This is a genomic window from Clostridiales bacterium FE2011, assembly GCA_017569305.1.
In the GTDB taxonomy this organism is placed as follows: Bacteria; Bacillota; Clostridia; order Christensenellales; family Aristaeellaceae; genus Aristaeella.
On the sequence record CP069418.1, the window covers coordinates 1328589 to 1346808 of the forward strand.

13 protein-coding genes are annotated in these 18220 nt (G+C 58.2%); 6 read left to right on the forward strand and 7 right to left on the reverse strand.

Annotation, left to right across the window (positions count from 1 at the left end; translation table 11 throughout):
- Positions 1-140: 140 nt before the first annotated feature.
- The 3 genes from JRC49_06195 to JRC49_06205 all read left to right on the forward strand — a co-directional run bounded on the left by JRC49_06195 (position 141) and on the right by JRC49_06205 (position 3374).
- A complete protein-coding gene (locus JRC49_06195; protein QTE72399.1) occupies positions 141-707 on the forward strand; it encodes an NUDIX hydrolase in 567 nt (188 codons plus the stop codon).
- A 114-nt stretch (positions 708-821) separates the two neighbouring features.
- Entirely contained in the window at positions 822-1934 is a 1113-nt protein-coding gene (gene ald, locus JRC49_06200) for an alanine dehydrogenase (protein QTE72400.1), read from the forward strand.
- 3 nt (positions 1935-1937) lie between these two features.
- Positions 1938-3374, forward strand: a complete 1437-nt coding sequence (locus JRC49_06205; protein ID QTE72401.1) for a DEAD/DEAH box helicase — start codon at positions 1938-1940, stop codon at positions 3372-3374.
- 202 nt (positions 3375-3576) lie between these two features.
- On the opposite strand, the gene JRC49_06210 is transcribed toward JRC49_06205, so the two are convergent.
- The 6 genes from JRC49_06210 to JRC49_06235 all read right to left on the reverse strand — a co-directional run bounded on the left by JRC49_06210 (position 3577) and on the right by JRC49_06235 (position 10532).
- Positions 3577-4455 carry a phosphodiester glycosidase family protein gene (locus JRC49_06210; GenBank protein QTE72402.1) on the reverse strand — a complete coding sequence of 293 codons (879 nt, stop codon included), beginning with the start codon at positions 4453-4455 and terminating at the stop codon, positions 3577-3579.
- A 23-nt stretch (positions 4456-4478) separates the two neighbouring features.
- On the reverse strand, positions 4479-6893 hold the full coding sequence (locus JRC49_06215; GenBank protein QTE72403.1) for a homocysteine S-methyltransferase family protein: 2415 nt from the start codon (positions 6891-6893) through the stop codon (positions 4479-4481).
- Positions 6890-7501: a Vitamin B12 dependent methionine synthase activation subunit gene (locus JRC49_06220; protein ID QTE72404.1), complete on the reverse strand. Its 612-nt coding sequence runs from the start codon at positions 7499-7501 to the stop codon at positions 6890-6892. The genes JRC49_06215 and JRC49_06220 overlap by 4 nt, the downstream gene beginning before the upstream one ends.
- Positions 7501-8382: a methylenetetrahydrofolate reductase [NAD(P)H] gene (metF, locus tag JRC49_06225; protein QTE72405.1), complete on the reverse strand. Its 882-nt coding sequence runs from the start codon at positions 8380-8382 to the stop codon at positions 7501-7503. Before metF ends, JRC49_06220 begins: the two co-directional genes overlap by 1 nt.
- 423 nt (positions 8383-8805) lie before the next feature.
- Entirely contained in the window at positions 8806-9195 is a 390-nt protein-coding gene (locus JRC49_06230) for a hypothetical protein (GenBank protein ID QTE72406.1), read from the reverse strand.
- A 416-nt stretch (positions 9196-9611) separates the two neighbouring features.
- Positions 9612-10532: a C40 family peptidase gene (locus tag JRC49_06235; protein ID QTE72407.1), complete on the reverse strand. Its 921-nt coding sequence runs from the start codon at positions 10530-10532 to the stop codon at positions 9612-9614.
- Positions 10533-10657: 125 nt separating this feature from the next.
- On the opposite strand from JRC49_06235, the gene cysK reads away from it, so the two are divergent.
- A complete protein-coding gene (gene cysK, locus JRC49_06240) occupies positions 10658-11587 on the forward strand; it encodes a cysteine synthase A (GenBank protein QTE72408.1) in 930 nt (309 codons plus the stop codon).
- 59 nt (positions 11588-11646) lie between these two features.
- Here the strand turns inward: cysK and JRC49_06245 are convergent, their stop codons facing one another.
- On the reverse strand, positions 11647-12978 hold the full coding sequence (locus JRC49_06245) for a cation:proton antiporter (protein QTE72409.1): 1332 nt from the start codon (positions 12976-12978) through the stop codon (positions 11647-11649).
- Between the two features lie 450 nt (positions 12979-13428).
- On the opposite strand from JRC49_06245, the gene JRC49_06250 reads away from it, so the two are divergent.
- Together JRC49_06250 and JRC49_06255 are read left to right on the forward strand one after the other, a co-directional pair.
- On the forward strand, positions 13429-14073 hold the full coding sequence (locus tag JRC49_06250) for a hypothetical protein (GenBank protein QTE72410.1): 645 nt from the start codon (positions 13429-13431) through the stop codon (positions 14071-14073).
- A 745-nt stretch (positions 14074-14818) separates the two neighbouring features.
- Positions 14819-18214 (forward strand): insulinase family protein, encoded by a 3396-nt coding sequence (locus JRC49_06255; protein ID QTE72411.1) that lies wholly within the window; start codon positions 14819-14821, stop codon positions 18212-18214.
- The last annotated feature ends 6 nt before the right edge of the window (positions 18215-18220 follow it).

Sequence of the window (18220 nt, forward strand, 5' to 3'; positions counted from 1 at the left end):
AATGTGATTTGTGAATTCCGATTCGTTGATTTTATTCATTACGTTTGCACCGTCTCCTGCTCTGTCAGTCAGGGCCGAAGGCCCGTTCAGCCATTAATTCTGAATTATGAATTCTGAATTCTGAATTAAAAGGAGCATCCATGCAGTTTGACCTTTCCGGAGAATTTGATCGTCTCTCCGAGACGACCGCCTCCTCCGAGGACATCTTCAACGGCATTGTCCTTCACGTGAAGCGGGACACCGTCACCCTTTCCAACGGCAGCAGCGCCATCCGGGAAGTGATCCGCCATATCGGCGCGGTCTGCGTCATCCCGATCACTGAGAACAACGAAGTGATCATGGAGCGGCAGTACCGTTATCCGCTGGACAAGGTCATCCTGGAGATCCCCGCCGGCAAGCTGGACGCCCCGGATGAGGACCGGCTCTCCGCCATCAAGCGGGAGCTGCGGGAGGAAACCGGCTACACCGCGGACGAGTGGACGGAAATCGGCGATTTCCATCCCGCTCCCGCCTACAGCGACGAGTACATCACCATGTATATGGCCCGGGGACTGCATAAAGGAAAGCAGGACCTGGACGAGGATGAATTCCTGGACGTGTACACCATTCCCCTTTCCGAACTGGTGGAAGACGTCATGGCCGGAAAGATCTCCGACGCCAAAACCCAGGTCTGTATCCTCAAAGCTGCCCGGATCCTGGGTCTGTAAAATATCTCCTGTGCAGGAAAAAAACAGAGCCGTCACTTGTTCCTGTTCGCCGGCTCTGTTATTTTATTGGCATAACAACTTACTTTTGCGAAGCAGTGGAAAGGAAGATTGCAAATGAAGATCGGCTGTGTCAAAGAGATTAAGAACAATGAATACCGGGTTGGCCTGACCCCTGACAACGTCCGCGCCTATATCGCAGCAGGACATCATGTGTATATTGAAATGGGTGCCGGCATCGGCTCCGGTTTCACCGACAATGAATATGTGGACGCAGGCGCTTCCCTGATCGACAACGCCGCGGATGTATGGCACCTGGTGGATATGATGGTTAAGGTCAAGGAGCCGCTGGAATGCGAATATCCCCTCTTCCGGGACGGCCTGATCCTTTACACCTATCTGCACCTGGCTGCCGACAAGCAGCAGACCGACGCCCTGCTGAAGGGCAAGGTCAACGCCGTGGCGTATGAAACCCTGCAGGAAAAGGACCGCTCCCTGCCCCTGCTGGCTCCCATGAGCCAGATCGCCGGCCGCCTGTCCATCCAGGAAGGCGCCAAGTACCTGGAGAAGAAGTTCGGCGGTGAAGGCATCCTGCTGGCCGGCGTGCCCGGCACCCCCAAGGCCAACGTGGTCATCCTTGGCGGCGGCACCGTGGGTATGAACGCCTGCAAGATCGCCGTCGGCATGGGCGCCAACGTCACCATCCTGGATATCAGCCTGAAGCGGCTGGAGGAGCTGGACAACATGTTCGGCGCCCATATTCAGACCCTGGTTTCCAATGACAGCAACGTGGAACGCGTGCTGAAGGACGCGGACCTGGTCATCGGCTCCGTGCTGATCCCCGGCGGCTCCACCCCGAAGCTGTTCAAGCAGAAATACCTGAAGGAAATGAAGGACGGCGCGGTCTTCGTCGATGTGGCTATCGACCAGGGCGGCTGCGGCGAATCCTCCCACGTCACCACCCATGACGATCCGGTTTACAAGCTGGACGGCGTGGTTCACTACTGCGTCGGCAACATGCCCGGCGCCGTACCGCGGACCAGCACCATCGCCCTGACCAACGCCACCGTGAAATACGGCCTGGAGATCGCTGCGGTCGGTCTGGAAGAAGCCTGCCGGAAGAGCGAAGTGATCCGTTCCGGCGTCAACACCTATGCCGGGAAGCTGACCAACAGGAACGTGGCGGCTGCCCACAGCTATGAATTTACAGAATTGCAGGAACTCATCTGATATATGGAATTTAAAGATCTCGGTTTATCCCCTTCCCTTCTGAAAAACATCCGCGATACCGGTTATGAAACCCCGACCCCCATCCAGCAGGCTACCATCCCGCTGGTTCTGGAGGGAAAGGACGTCCTGGGCTGCGCCCAGACGGGCACCGGCAAAACTGCCGCCTTCGCCCTGCCCATCCTGCAGCGGCTGAAGGAGATCCCCCCGCAGCGGAGCAACGCCAAGGTGATCCGCTGCCTGATCCTCTCCCCCACCCGGGAGCTTGCCATGCAGACCTGGGAGAACTTCCAGCTCTACGGCAAGGGCGAAGGCCTGGACAGCGCCGTCATCTTCGGCGGCGTCGGCCAGGGCGGCCAGGTGGAAGCCCTCCACCGGGGCGCGGAAATTGTCATTGCCTGTCCCGGCCGGCTCCTGGACCTGATGGGCCAGGGACTTGTCCGCCTGGACTGGGTGGATATCTTCGTGCTGGATGAAGCTGACCGCATGCTGGATATGGGCTTCATCCACGATGTGCGCAAAATCGTCCGTACCCTGCCGGAGGAGCGGCAGACGCTGCTCTTCTCCGCCACCATGCCGCCGGAAGTGGAAAAGCTTGCCCTGGACCTGCTGACCGATCCGGAGAACGTGAAGGTGGATCCGGTTACCTCCACCGTGGACGCCATTGACCAGTGCCTGTATTACGTGGACAAGGTCAACAAAAAGCACCTGCTGGCACAGCTGCTGGAGGACCCGGACGTGGAAAGCGCCCTGGTCTTCTCCCGCACCAAGCACGGGGTGGACCGCATCGTCCGGGACCTCAAGCGCAAGGGCATCGAAGCCGCCGGCATTCACGGGGACAAGAGCCAGAACGCTCGCCAGACCGCCCTGAACCTGTTCCGCAGCGGCAAGTGCAGGGTGCTGGTCGCCACAGACATTGCCGCCCGCGGCATCGACGTGGCCGGCCTCAGCCATGTGTTCAACTATGACATGCCCATGGAACCGGAAGCCTATATCCACCGGATCGGCCGTACCGGCCGTGCCGGCAGAACCGGCAAAGCCATCTCCTTCTGCTGCATCGACGAGGTGAAGCAGCTGAACCAGGTGGAAAAGCTTATCGGCAAGCGCCTGGCCCTGAAGGAAAGCGACTGGCCCATGGAAGTCACCACGCCCACCCCGCCGAAGGTCCGCGAACCCCGGCCCGCCAGGCTGGACCGGCAGGGCAACGCGCTGGCGGAGCGGAGGCAGGCTGTAGTTGCGGCGTCAAAGCCCGCTTCCCGGCCCGCACGTCCTGCTCATTCCAGGCCCACGGGTAAAGTGACCATCGGCCGCGACGGACAGGTACACTCCCGCCCCACCGGCAAAGTGACTATAGGCAGAGACGGACAGGTGCATTCCCGCCCCTCCGGCCATGGCACCGGCCGTCCCGTCCATCGCGTAAATCGTCAAAAACGCCGCGGATAATCAATCGCGCACCTGAAAGATTTCAGGTGCGCGATATATTTAGAATTCATGATTAAAGACAATGTGAAGGCTGCGGAGCGCAGGGATGTGACAGAGGGACAGACCAACTGTCATCATTCCAAAGGAACGTGACAGTTGGTCTGTCCCTCTGTCACATTGGCCGCAATCGACTGTATTTCATTACGGAATAAGAACTGCATTCTTATTCCATAAACCCCATCACATCAACCACCCTCACGCTTCCGCCGGCGAGGGTGGTTATTTTTTTCTTTCCCTGCTTGCGGCTCATCAGGGCATAGCTCTGCCCGCCATCCAGGTTGTAGACCCATTCGGCATTAAAGTTTTCCAGGAAGAACTTCTGTGCCCTGCGCAGGGATACTCCCTTGCCCTTGGATTTGGTCACCGTCAGGATCAGGTAATTGTTCCGGTCCAGTCGGCCGATGATCGTCCGGGAGGCCTTCTGGTCCGCAAATTTCCATTCTTCCGGCAGCAGGTCCTCGTTGTTCCGCAGCATCGGGCAGCCCACATAGAAGGACCAGGTCTGGCTGGGTTCCGTTGCCAGCACTTCCCCGTTGTCCGCGCCGGTATACATCTGCAGTCCGTCCGCATCCAGCGCCAGGCCGTAATACGGCACGCCCTCCAGGTTGCGGAAAACCTCCCCGTCCGTTACCGTCAGGGAGCCCAGCGGAGTGTAGTAATAATCCTCGCTGGTTCCCGGATAGTTCTCCGGGATCTCCGGATACAGGGGACTCACAAATCCGCTGCCATTCACCGCCAGCGCTGCTTCCGGAAGCTTTTTGATGATATTCCCGGGTCGGCTGATGTTTTTCTTCCAGGCCGCCGTGGCTTTCCGGATCTGGCGGGAAGGATCCTGAACCCAGATCCGGCTCAGGTAGCACTTCTCGCCCTCCATGGTAAACCGTTCAATCGTGTATTTCAGCGTCGGCGAATCATACCGCCGGACAATCCTGCCGACAGTATCCGCCTCAATCTTTTCAAAGAAATCCGCCGTTTCCTCTGCTCCGGCTGTGAAAGGAATCAGTGCCAAACACAACAGGAGGCAGAATATCCGTTTTTTCATCCGGAATCCCTCCTTCCGGTCGTTCACGCCTGCTCCTGCATATAGCGTTCCGCCAGGCGTACGGACGCCATCGCGTCCTTTCCGTATCCGTCCGCGCCGATCTCCCGGGCATATTCCTCGGTAAGCACGGCGCCGCCGACCATTACCTTGCACCAGGGTGCCTTTTCATGCACCAGCTTCACGGTTTCCGCCATGGCCGGTACCGTGGTGGTCATCAGGGCGCTCAGGCCGCAGATCGGTGCATGCAGGCGCTCCACAGCCTCCAGCACCGTCTCCGGCGGCACGTCCTTGCCCAGGTCCGCCACAGTAAATCCGTAGTTCTCCAGCAGCAGCTTCACAATATTCTTGCCGATGTCGTGGATATCGCCCTTCACGGTAGCCAGCACCACGATCCCCTTGGAGGCCTGCGCGTCCTGGTTTGCCGCCTTCTTCTTGATTTCCGCCACGGCCGCCTCCGCGGCTTCCGCGCTCATCATCAGCTGGGGCAGGAAAATCTTCTTGGCTTCAAAGCCCTGGCCCACCTCGTCCAGGGCCGGGATAATCTCTTCCTTCACCAGGTCCAGGCTGTCCCGTCCTTCTTCCAGGGCTGTCCGGGTCAGGTTGGCCGCTTCCTTGCACAGGCCCTTCACCACCGCGCGGCGCAGGCCCTTCGCTTCGGTTTCCTTCGCGCCGCCGGTTGCTCCTGCCGCCGGCGTCACTGCCTGCATGGCGGGCAGATCGTTGGCATACTGGATATAAGCAGCGCAGTTTTCGTCCCGGCCCGTCAGGGTCCGGAAACTGATCATCGCGCCCATCATCCGCTCATTCAGCGGGTTCATGATCGCGCCGGACAGCCCTCTCTCCAGTGCCAGCGTCAGGAAGACGCTTCCCAGCACCTCCCGCACCGGCAGGCCGAAGGAGACGTTGCTCACGCCCAGCACTGTTCCGCACCCGGTCTTTTCCCGGATCATTTTCAGCGCGTCCAGGGTCACCTTCGCGGCGTTCCCGTCCGTGCTGACCGTCATGGTCAGGGTATCAAACAGGATATCCTTCGGGCCGATGCCGTATTTCGCGGCTTCCTTCAGGATCTTTTCGGCAATGGCCAGCCGGCCTTCCGCCGTGCCGGGAATCCCGTCCTCATCCAGCGTCAGGGCAACCACCGCCCCGCCGTATTTCTTCACCAGCGGGAAGATGGCGTCCATGACTTCCTGCTTGCCGTTCACAGAGTTGATCAGGGCTTTGCCGTTATATACGCGCAGCGCGCGCCGCATCGCTTCCGGGTCGGAGGTGTCCAGCTGCAGCGGCAGGTCGGTCACTGCCTGCAGCTCCTGCACCGCCTGTTCCAGCAGGGCCGGCTCATCCACACCCGGTGTGCCTACGTTGACGTCCAGCACTTCCGCCCCGTGTTCTTCCTGCACAATGGCCTCGTTCAGCACATAGGCCATGTCGCCCTCTTCCAGGGCTTTGCGCAGCCGCTTCTTGCCCGTGGGATTGATCCGCTCGCCGATGATCACCGGATCCTTCCCCAGTTCAATGGCGTGCCCCCGGGAAGCAATAATCGTCTTTTCTTTCTTTTCCACTGCCGGCGGAACCCTGCCAGCCGAAGCGTTCTTCACCGCCCGGATGAAGTCCGGCGTCGTGCCGCAGCAGCCGCCGATGATCCGCAGGCCTTTTTCGATCAGCGGGACGATATCGGCGGAGAATTCCTCCGGTCCCACGTTGTAAACCGTCTTTCCGTCCTTTTCCTGGGGCAGGCCGGCATTGGGCTTCATCAGCACCGGGATTGAAGCCGCCGCCAGGTAGCGTTCCACAATCGGCGCCAGCGCGTCCGGTCCCAGGGAGCAGTTGACGCCCACGGCGTCCGCGCCCAGGCTCTCCAGCATAGCCACAACCGATTCCGGCGTACCGCCGGTCATCAGCTTTCCGTCCGCGCCATAGGCACAGGAAACCAGCACCGGCAGGTCACTGTTTTCCTTCGCCGCCAGCAAGGCCGCCCGGGCTTCCGCCCCGTCATTCATGGTTTCAATAAACACGCAGTCCGCCCCGTATTTGACGCCCAGGCGCACCACTTCCGCAAAGCCCTGTACCGCTTCCTCAAAGTCCAGGCTCCCCAGCGGCTTCAGCAGTCTTCCGCAGGGGCCGATATCCAGGGCGACAAACCGTTCCTTCCCGTCGGCGATGGCTTTCCGGGCCTTGTCCGCGCAGCCGATGGCCGTCCGGACCATCTCTTCACATTCGGAAAGGCTGTAGCGCAGCGGATGCACGCCAAAGGTGTTGGTCAGCACCATGTCGGTGCCCGCCTCGTAGTAGCTCCGCTGGATATCGGTGATCACGTCCGGATGGGTCATGCCCCACTTCTCCGGCGCTTCACCCGGCTTCAGTCCCCTTTCCTGCAGCAGCGTTCCCATGCCGCCGTCCAGGAAGAACGGGCCCTTTTGCAGCAATTCCTTCAGTTTCATTCAGGCTTTCTCTCTTTCATTCCGATGATTGCCGTCACGCTCTTGCTCGGCGTCATCAGCAGGCTGTCCGTCAGGGTGATCCCCACCGTCCGCCCGCAGTCCAGGGCAGTCATTACGTCCCGCTGCATTTCCAGCGGCAAATCCCCGTATCCCGGGGAATACCGGTCTGTCAGCTGCTTGTCCGGAAACTGCTCTGCCAGCTGCCTGCACAGCCGGTCGCAGCCGCCTTCCACCTGCTGTGCCCCGATGGCGTGCATCAGCAGTCCCTTGGCCGGGGACTGCAGCTTTGCCCGGGCAATCCGGCGGTCCATTTCCGCGCCTGCCGTGCAGGCAAACAGGATTATCTCGTCACAGCCCTCCAGGTGCTCTTTCAGCCCCCGGGAGGTTGTCCGGGCAAAGCCCAGGTCCAGTTCCTCCCCATCCCGCTTCAGGGGATACCGGCACCAGACCGCCCGGCACTGCACCGCGCCTTTGGCCGCCGCCAGGCATTCCTTCATCGGCAGCTCTTCCGGAGCCGGCGCGAAGGAGGGCAGCATCGCGTAACGCAGGATTTCTTTTTCATCAAAGGGGATTTCCCCCAGTTCGGCCAGCCGCAGTCCTTCCTTCATCAGAAGGTCCTCCCCAGCATGCCGCTCAGGTGGCTCTGGATGGCCGCCGCCACATCCGGCTTGTTCATTGTGTACACATGCACGTGCCGGATGCCGTTGGCATACAGGTCAATAATCTGGTCACAGGCATAGATGATGCCTGCCCGCTGCATGGCTTCGGGGGAAGAGCCGAATTTATCCACCAGGCTGGTAAACCGCCGGGGCATAAAGCTGCCGGACAGCTTCAGGGCACGCTTCACCTGGTTGGCTTTGGTAATCGGCATGATACCCGGCACCACCGGCACCGTCACGCCCGTCTCCCGCAGCTTGTACAGGAAGTTATACAAAAGGTTATTGTCAAAGAACATCTGGGTGGTCAGGAAGTCTGCGCCCGCGTCCACCTTTTCCTTCAGGTAGCGGAGATCCTCCGCCTGCACGCTGCTTTCAGGATGCACTTCCGGATAGCAGGCCGCGCCGATGCAGAAGTCCCCGGCCTTCCGGATTTCCCGGATCAGGTCGGAAGCATGGGGATAGGGACTGTTCTTCATGTCCTCCGGCGTCATGCCTTCCGGCAGGTCGCCGCGCAGCGCCATGATGTTCCGGATGCCGGCAGCCTTCAGGGTCTGCAGGTAGGAGCTGATGTCTTCCTTTCCCGCGCCGACGCAGGTCAGGTGGGCCAGGGTTTCCACCCCGTCCGTGTTCTGCAGCGTCCGGGCAATTTCCAGGGTGTATTTGCCGCCCTTGCCGCCCGCGCCGTAGGTCACGGAGATAAAGGAGGGCTTCAGCGCCGCAATTTCCTCCGTCGCCTTCAGCACTTCCTCAAAGGTCGCGTCCGTCTTCGGCGGAAACACCTCGAAAGAAAGACTTAAATCCGTACTCCGGACCGTGTCCAGTATTCTCATAGCTCAGCGTCCTCTCGTAATCTTCAATTCAGAATTCAGAATTCATAATTCATAATTCAGAATTATTGGAATCCAAGCGCAATGGCTAAACCACTGCCTCCACATTGTCATTTCGACCAAAGAATCCGGTAGGATTCTGCGTGGAGAAATCTCCCAGCCCGTCCACGTTCGGGAACCCAATCGGAACTACACCGTTTTCAAAGTGACAGGCGGAAACACTATATCATTCTGCATTCTGCATTCTGCATTATGCATTTGGCATCGCTTTGCGATGCCACTATCATTGCTATTATATTATACATTGTGAAATGCCGGTGCACAATTCTCCCGGACGCCGCATCCTGTCTTTCTCTCGTTCCTTCTGCCCATATAAATACCGCCGGAGTATTCACTCCGGCGGCATTTGCCAGTCGTTTGAATGTCTTAGTCCCACAGATCAACGCTGCCGACTTCGTCTCCACGGACCCAGTGGGCTTTGTTCTGGTCCACGCGGACGTACACCTTGTCCACCTTGCCGACCTTCTTCAGGATCTCTTCGGGGGTGATAATGCCGCCCAGAGGAGACTGGATGATCACTTCGGGAGTCTTTGCGGCCTTCTTGGCAGGCGCGGTTTTCTTCGCGGGAGCCTTCTTCGCAGGAGCCTTCTTGGCGGGAGCAGCGGCCTTTACAGCCTTCTCCGCAGCCTTCACGGCGGTCTTGGCGGCCTTCACGGCAGCCTTGGGAGCGGCCTTTGCCGCGGCTTTCTTCACGGTCTTCTTTTCAGCTTCAGTCTTGGGAGCTTCTTTTTTGACGGTTTCTTTCTTCGCGGGCATGAACGTCCCTTCCTTTCCTTTTGTTGTCTGTATCATACCATACAGTTGGCGCGGTGACAACAGTCACCGTCGCAACAACTCTACACTCTTCACTTTTCCGGACAGGGGGCGGTTCCTCGTCCGGAAGGCAGCGTGGAGGCTGCGGAGCGTGGAAACGGGATGTGACAGCAGGGACAGACCAACTGTCATCATTCCAAAGGAACGTGACAGTTGGTCTGTCCCTCTGTCACATTCGTCCTTCGACGCGCTTTGCTTGCTCAGGATGACACCTTTTCGCTGCGAATAATCCCATGCGTCTGGATCCCATTAATTCTGAATTGTTGAGCAGTTGTCCAAATCTCTGATTTGGGTAACAACTGCCATGCTACAGCCGTCAAAGTGCCATAGGCACTTTGGTAACGGCGATCGCAGAATTGTTAATTGCTTCTGTACCACGCATAAGTCTTCACGTCGCTCAGGTTTACCACCGACAGCACATATCCGCCGTCGTTCATTACAAACCAGTCGTAATCCGTCTTCTGCACATGCTCATGCACCGGCGCGTCTTCCGGGTTCACTCCCACAATGGAGATGGCCACGCCACCGTCCGTTGTTGTGCAGCCTTCGTACAGATCCGGGTTTTCATCGATGATCTGCTGAAACCGCTCGCCGAAGAAGGGACTGAGCCCGCAGTGAATGACCAGCGGGTAATCCAGCCATCTGGCAAGTTCCGGTTCGTCTGTCGTGTTATAGCCGTAATCCCGGAGGGTTCCGATATACATCATCACATGCCGGGTTTCGGAGTTTTCGTGTTTGATGACCAGCAGATCGCCCTCCTGCAGGGTGTTCTTCAGTTCCGGATAGGGCGGCGCCTCAAACCCTTCACGGCTGTCAAATACATGGAACGGCCGCTGGTCCCAGTTGTTCAGGATTTCCGACAGCGGCGGATGCGACTCCCGTCCGCAGGCTTTGAACACATGCCGGGTAAAGCCGGTGCAGTCCAGGCCGTACAGATACGTTTTTCCCCGCTGGAAATATCCGGTTTTGGTCTCGCAGGTGATCACGTGATAATTCGGATAGGACATATAAAAATATCCGTTCCACTTGGTCCCGGACAGTCCGCCGAAGTAATAGGGAACGCCGTCGGTGTACAGGGTGTTGATCACCCGTCCCGTCAGTTGTTCATACCGGGCAACAAAAGGATTCGCCTCTTCCAGCAGTTCAAACGCCGCCTCCAGCATTGCCGATTCCTTTACCACCGCCTGCCCGGAACCGGTAAACGTCATCAAAATCACCGTCAGCAGCACTGCGATTCTTCGGACAGTCCTCCTGCCTCGCAGTATTGTTTTTTCTGTCATGGATAGGGAGCCTCCTCAGTTTGTTCTAAAAGAGTATACCACGAATGATCCTGTATACAAAGCACTCTGATTTCGATATAATAAACCCTGCATGTTACAGGATAATTCCCGGAGGTGGAACGGTTATGGTATATAATACGATTCTTGAAGCGGTGGGCAACACGCCCATGGTCCGGCTGAACCGGATGCCGGAGGAAGGCAGCGCCGAAATCCTGGTCAAGGTGGAGGCCCTGAATGTGGGCGGTTCCATCAAAACCCGCACCGCGCTGAATATGATCGAGCAGGCGGAAAAGGAAGGCAAGCTCTCCCCTGACAGCATCATCGTGGAGCCCACCAGCGGCAACCAGGGCATCGGCCTGGCGCTGGTCGGCGCGGTCAAGGGCTACCGGACGATCATCATCATGCCGGACTCTGTGAGCGAAGAGCGCCGTAAGCTCATCCGCCATTACGGAGCGGAAGTCAAGCTGATCCATGACGCCGGGGACATCGGCAAGTGCATGGAAGAATGCCTGAACTGCGCCATGGAGATGAAGGCGAAGAACCCGAAGGTCTTCGTTCCCCAGCAGTTTGAAAACCCGAACAACACCCTGGCCCACAAAAAGCATACCGCCCTTGAGATCATGGCCCAGGTGGCCGGACCGATCCACGGCTACTGCAGCGGCATCGGCACCGGCGGCACCCTCACCGGCATCGGCGAAGTGCTGAAGGCCCAGTATCCGGATATGGAGATCTGGGCGGTGGAGCCGGAAAACGCCGCCATTCTCGCCGGAGGCACCATCGGCACCCATATCCAGATGGGCATCGGCGACGGCATCATCCCGGATATCCTGAACCGGGAAATCTATGACGATATCTACGTGGTTACCGACGCGGAAGCCCTGGAAACCGCCCGACGCCTGGCCAGGGAAGAAGGCCTGGTCTGCGGTATCTCCAGCGGCACCAACGTGGCCGCCGCCCTGAAGCTGGCCAAGAAACTCGGGCCCGGCAAAACCGTGGTCACCGTGCTTCCCGACACCGCCGAGCGGTATTATTCCACACCCCTCTTCGGCGTATAATCAATCCCGTCAAAAAACCGCCTTCCGGAAGGAAAGGCGGGTTTTTTTGCTGTCACAGGTTATTTCCGGAAGGCGGCAGGCACCGGTTTGGCGGTCTCCTGCAGTTCCTTTTCCCGGCGGGAAGCGACCTCGTCCGGCATTTTCCGGATATCCCCGGCTTTGGTCAGGGCCCACTTGGTCAGGCTCGGGCCTACCAGTTCATAGACCAGCACGGAGAAAAGCACAATATTCCGGACCAGCGTACCCTCCGTGCCGCCCAGCACCCGGTAGGCTGTGGCGCACATGCCCAGGGCCACGCCGGCCTGGGGCAGCAGGGTGATGCCCAGGTATTTCCGGACCGGTTCGGGACTGTGAACCATGGAGGAGGACAGGCCGGCGCCCAGGTATTTGCCCAGCGACCGGGCAACAATATAGACCACGCCGATCAGGAGCACGGCGGGATCGCCGAAGACCTCAAACTTCAGCGCCGCGCCGCTGAGCACAAAGAACAGGGTCACGGCCGGGCCGGACCAGCGGTCCGCCTGCAGCATCAGGTCCTCGCTGAGGGGGCAGAAGTTGCAGAAAATGGTGCCCAGCATCATGCAGACCAGCAGGGAAGAGAATCCGAAGGTGAAAGGACCCACCGGGATCTTCAGCTGGCTGACGGCCACCGTCAGGATGACGCTGCCGACAATGAGGGCGTTCCGGTTCCGGTGGGAGTGGAAGAACCGCTCCAGCCAGGTCAGCACCAGGCCCACCAGTCCGCCGAAGGCGAGGGACAGGAACACCTCCATGAGCGGCTCCAGGATCAGGGCTGCCAGGTTGGTATCCCCGTCTTTCAGGGACTGGGCAATGCCGAAGGAGATGGCGAAGATCACCAGGCCTACCGCGTCGTCCAGGGCAACCACCGGCAGCAGCACGTCCGTCACCGGCCCCTTGGCCTTGTACTGGCGGACCACCATCAGGGTGGCAGCCGGGGCGGTAGCTGCCGCGATCGCGCCCAGGGTTACAGCCACGGGCATCGGCAGCAGGTCCGGCATGATAAAGTGCAGGGCAATCAGTGCCGCGTCCACGCACAGGGTGGCAAAGCAGGCCTGGATGATACCGATCACCGTTGCCTGCTTCCCGGTCTGCTTCAGGGCGGAAAGGCGGAACTCATGGCCGATGGCAAAGGCAATGAAGCCCAGGGCCACGTCCGAAATCATCGAAAGGGAATCCACCTGCTCAAAGGTGTTGAAACCCAGGCACGAAACCCCCAGCCGTCCCAGGACGCAGGGGCCGATCAGCACGCCGGTCACCAGGTAGGCGGTAACATCCGGCAGGTGAAACTTATCAAACAGACGGGTCATCAATAGTCCGGAGAACAGGGCAACCGCAATCAGCAGAAGCGTTTGCATAAGTATTGATCGCATCCTTTCATATGAAAAGGCCCACCATGTATCCATGATGAGCCGTGATGCCGTTCTGTCTGATCCAGCGATCTGCCGCCCATCCGTTGGTGATGTCTCCTCGAGCACAGGGACGGTGGTTTATTAGATCGCTGTTCCTTTGTTCGGCACTTATTATATTCCCGAAAACGGCGCTGTCAAGGGAGTGTATTGCTTTATTCTCCGTAACTCATCCCCCTTCAGATGAAAAAAATATATTGTTTATTTTTATAAAAAAGATCGCAAATTGTAAATACACGTTTGCGCCCCACAGGCATTGAATATCAAAACATCCAGCCTGCATGCGCCCCTCTTCCTGGCCGGCACATGGAAAAATAGACGGGTTTATTTATCCTGATTCGATCTGTTTTCTGCTTCGGCTGTCAGTTAGGATATGAGCATCGGGAGGCACTTCTCCCCAAGGAGGATACGGAAATGGAATTCTTAGCCGTCATTATTGGTATTGGTATTGGTCTCGCCCTGTACCGGAAAAACCGCAGCAACCGCAATGAAGACTATGACGATGATTATGAGGAAGAGGCCCGGTTTGAGCCCCGGGAACCCGTATACCCGACCCGGAACCTGTCTTATGCAGAGCCCCGGAACACAGATCCCAACGCGGAAATCCGGGAGATCAACGAAGCCATCCGCGCCGGTGAACAAGCCCTGGACAGCCTGCGGGAAGCCAAGAGCCAGCTGAACTCCGCCCGGAACTGGGGCATCTATGACATGCTCGGCGGCGGCGTGATCTCCAGCATGATCAAGCACAGCAAAATCGACCAGGCCAATGAATGGATGGATCAGGCCAACCGGGACCTGCGCCGCTTCGCGAAGGAGCTGCGGGATGTAGACGGCGAAGGCCTGCAGGTCGATACCGGATCGCTGGTCACCATGCTGGATATTTTCTGCGACAACTTCTTCAGTGATCTGCTGGTGCAGCAGAAAATCAACGACGGCCGTGCCCGGATTGACGCCCTGATCGATAAGATTGAAGGGGTGATGTGGGAACTGAAGCAGAGAGGCAACAGTATTGGGGAAGAGTACGAAATGAATAATGGAGAATACCGCATGCAGAATTAATGGGTTCTCTTCGACACTGCTTTGCATTGCTCGGGATGACACACTATACTGGACATCGTGAGGTTCCGATTAGGTTCCCGATTACATACAGGCTGGGAGATCCTTCGACTCCGCTGCGCTGCGCTCAGGATGACAGCGTGGAGGCTGCGGAGCATGGAAACGGGATGTGACAGCAGGGACAGACCAACTGTCATCATTCCAAAGGAACGTGACAGTTGGTCTGTCCCTCTGTCACATTCATCCTTCGGACGTAGTAAGGGATCCTTCGACGCGCTTTGCTTGCTCGGGATGACACACTATACTGGACATCGTGAGGTTCCGATCAGGTTCCCGATTACATACAGGCTGGGAGATCCTTCGACGCGGGCGCAAGCGCCCTTGCTCAGGATGACAGCGTGGAGGCTGCGGAACGTGGAAACGGGATGTGACAGCAGGGACAGACCAACTGTCATCATTCCAAAGGAACGTGACAGTTGGTCTGTCCCTCTGTCACATGCGTCCTTCGGACGTAGTAAGGGATCCTTCGACGCGCTTTGCTTGCTCAGGATGACATCCTGAATGTGCTGCGGGGTTCCGATAAATATTCGAGAAGACTTGCCCTGACATATCTTCCCGAAAAACCAATGAATGATTCGTCGATATCTGGTTTCCTGTCCGGCAATCCGGCCGGATGGAGATCGGCTGTCTTCGTATAACCGTTTTTCCCGCATCCGGGAAAACGGAAAAACAAAACGGAGGAAGAAAGATGAAACGAATACTGTCCCTGTTCCTTGTGCTGGCGCTGGTAGTCAGCACACTGCCCGCCCTGGCGGAACCGGCTCCGTCAGGCGCTGCCGAAGCGGCCGGCCTGCCGGCCGTGGGCGACGTGGTCGAAGGCTTCGAAGTCAAGGAGCTTCGTCCCTTTGACCTGGTCGGCGCGACCCTGGTGTCCTTTGAGCACCAGAAGACAGGCGCGAAGCTTCTTTACATTGCCAATGAAGATACCAACCGCGCCTTCCAGCTGTCCTTCCTGACCCGGCCGATTGACAACACCGGCCTGCCCCATGTGTTTGAACACAGCACCCTGTCGGGCTCAGAGAAGTATCCCAGCAAAGCCCTGTTTTTCAATCTTCTTTATCAGTCCTATACCACCTTTGTGAACGCTTATACCGACGACTATGTGACCTGTTATCCGGTGGGTTCCCTTTCCGAAAAGCAGCTGCTTGCCATGGCAGATCTTTATACAGACTCCTGCCTGCATCCGATGATCATGACGGATGAAAGCATCTACCGCACGGAATCCTGGCGGTATGAAATGGCGGATATGGAAAGTCCCCTGACGCTGAACGGTACCGTGTACAGTGAAATGACCGGTGCCCTCACGCTGCAGAGAAGCGCCCGTGACAACGCAAGGGCTGCCACCTTCCCCGGTTCCGTGGCGGCTTTTAACTCCGGCGGCATTCCCAAATACATTCCGGATATGACCTGGGATTCCCTGAAGGAATACCACAACCGGTTCTATCATCCGTCCAACTGTCTCGCTTACCTGTACGGCTCCTATGAGGATTACACCGCTTTCCTGAAGCTGCTGAATGAAGCCTTCGCTCCCTATGAAAAGCAGGACTTCACCTTCACCGACAGCGGCTATACCCGGATCACGGAGCCTGTGGTCACCAGCGTTCCCTATGCGGTGGCAGAAGGTACGGATACCACCAATCAGTCTTCCGTATATTACTATATCCTCTGCCCCGGCCTGAGGGAAAACAAGGAAGAACAGCGGATCGTGGATCATGCGGATCTCATGCTGGCCACCACCGGTTCTCTCCTGATTGAAAACCTGAAAAAAGCCTTCCCTGCCGGAAGCTTCACCTGCTCCCGTGACTCCGTCGGACCCGATGACGCTTTGCTCTTTGCAGCAGACAATGTCAACGCGAATGACGCGGAAACCTTCCGCCAAATCGTCAACGACTCCCTGAAGCAGATTGTGCAGGACGGTTTTGATCCTGTGCAGGTGGACGCGACCGCAACCCGCCAGGAGCTGACCAATAAGCTGGCAACGGAAGGCGGCAGCCCGATCATAGGCGTTGTCGCCAAGCTTTCCGACGGCTATGCCCTGACCGGCAATCCCTTTGAATACTGCGAAAACATGGAAGCCCAGACCCATATCCGGGAGGAAAATGAAAAAGGTCTCCTCACCGGCGCTATTGAAAAATGGCTGGTGGATCCGGCGCTGTATACCCTGACCACCACCTATCCGGAACCCGGCCTGAAGGAACAGCAGGAAGCTGCCCTGGCTGAAAAGCTGGCAGAGATCAAGGCCGGCATGACGGAAGAGGAAAAGCAGGCCGTCATCGATGCCACCAATGCGAAGCCCGAAGAGGAAGACACCACTGAAATGGTCGCCTCCCTGACGGCTGTCACCGTGGCTGACCTTCCCGAAGAAGTCCGTGAGATTCCGTATACGGATGAAACCGGCGCCGACGGCGTCCGCCGTCTGAACATGACAGCCAACGTGGATGAAATCGGACTGATCGACCTGTTCCTGGACGCCCGCGGTCTTTCCCAGGAAGACCTGCAGTATGCGCGCCTTTTCTCCCAGCTGCTGGGTCAGCTGGATACTGACGCCCATACCAAGGAAGAGCTTGCCCTGCTCATGGGCCGTTACCTGACGGGCGGAAGCTACAAAATCCAAACTTTCGATACGGCTGACAAGAACGACGTTACCGCCTACCTGGCGGCCGAGTGGGTCGCCCTGGACAGGGACCTGCCGGCTGCCTATGACCTCGAACAGGAAATCCTGTTCCATACGCAGTTTACAGACATCCCGACGCTTGCCGAAAAGATCTCAGCCCTGAAATCCACTGCCCGCAGCATCATTTCCGCTGCCCCCTATACGGTGGTTTTAGCCCGCCAGGCCGGGCTTGACGATCCCCAGTCCAGGGTGCAGGACTACCTGAGCTTCACCCCTTATTACACCTTCCTGGAAAACGTGGAGCAGCAGATGGCAGCGGATCCGGAAGCGGTTGTTACCCGCCTGCAGGCGATCCAGTCTTTCCTGGCCAACCGCAGCGGAGCCATGGCCATCTATGCCGGCAATGAGAACTCCATTGCGCTCAACGCGCCCCTGGTGGATGCTTTCTTCGCGGAGCTCCCCAATGAAAAGCGGGAGTATCCCGCCTATGACGTGCCGGCAGCCGACAGGAAGGAAGGCCTTTCCGTGGACGGCAACATCCAGTACAACTGCCTGACTGCTTCCTTCCGGGAGCTCGGCATTGAACCGGATTACACCTTTGACGTCATCGGCTCGATCATCACCGACCAGGTGCTGATTCCCATCCTGCGGGACCAGATGGGCGCCTACGGTGCCTCCTGCGGCACAAACGGCGACCTCGGCCTGATGATCTACTCCTACCGGGATCCCAACGTGAAGGCCACCTTTGACCTGTATGATTCCATCCCGGAAAAGCTGGCCAACATGGAACTGACCCAGGACCAGATCAACGGCTATATCATGCGCCAGTATTCATCCATCGCGACGCCTGCCGGCGAACTGACAGAAGCCATCCTTAAGATCAACGCAGTCCTGAATGGCCGTCCCGAGGACGAAACGCTGCAGAAGATGCGCGCCTATAAGAGCGTGACGCCTGAAACCGTGAAAAACGCGGCGGCCGTCTATGCCCTGCTGGTAGAAAAAGGTGCCCGCGGTACTGCCGGCCCCATCGGTGCCCTGCAGGCCAACAGCGATCTGTATGACACGATCCTGAATCCCTTCCATACGGAAGACCTGTCCAAGGTTTCCTTCTCCGACGTGGCGGAAGACAGTGAATATCATGATGCCGTCTATACCGCCTTTGCAGCCGGCCTGATGCAGCCGAAGGAAGAAGGCCTCTTCGCGCCGGATGAACCCGCCACTGCAGGCGATTTCCTCGGCGGACTGTATATGCTGATCGGCGGCGGAACCAATGATCCGGAAGCCTGCAAGGCAGCCCTGAGCGCCAACGGCCTGATCCCCGCGGATCAGGACCTGAACGCAGAAGTGAATGAGGGCTTCCTCGGCGGCATCCTGGCCGCCCTGGGTGTTCCCGGTGCCACGGAGACGCCCGATGTGGCTGTCACCCGCGCCGAACTGGCAGCGCTGTTCATCCAGCTCACCGGCAAGTAATCTTTC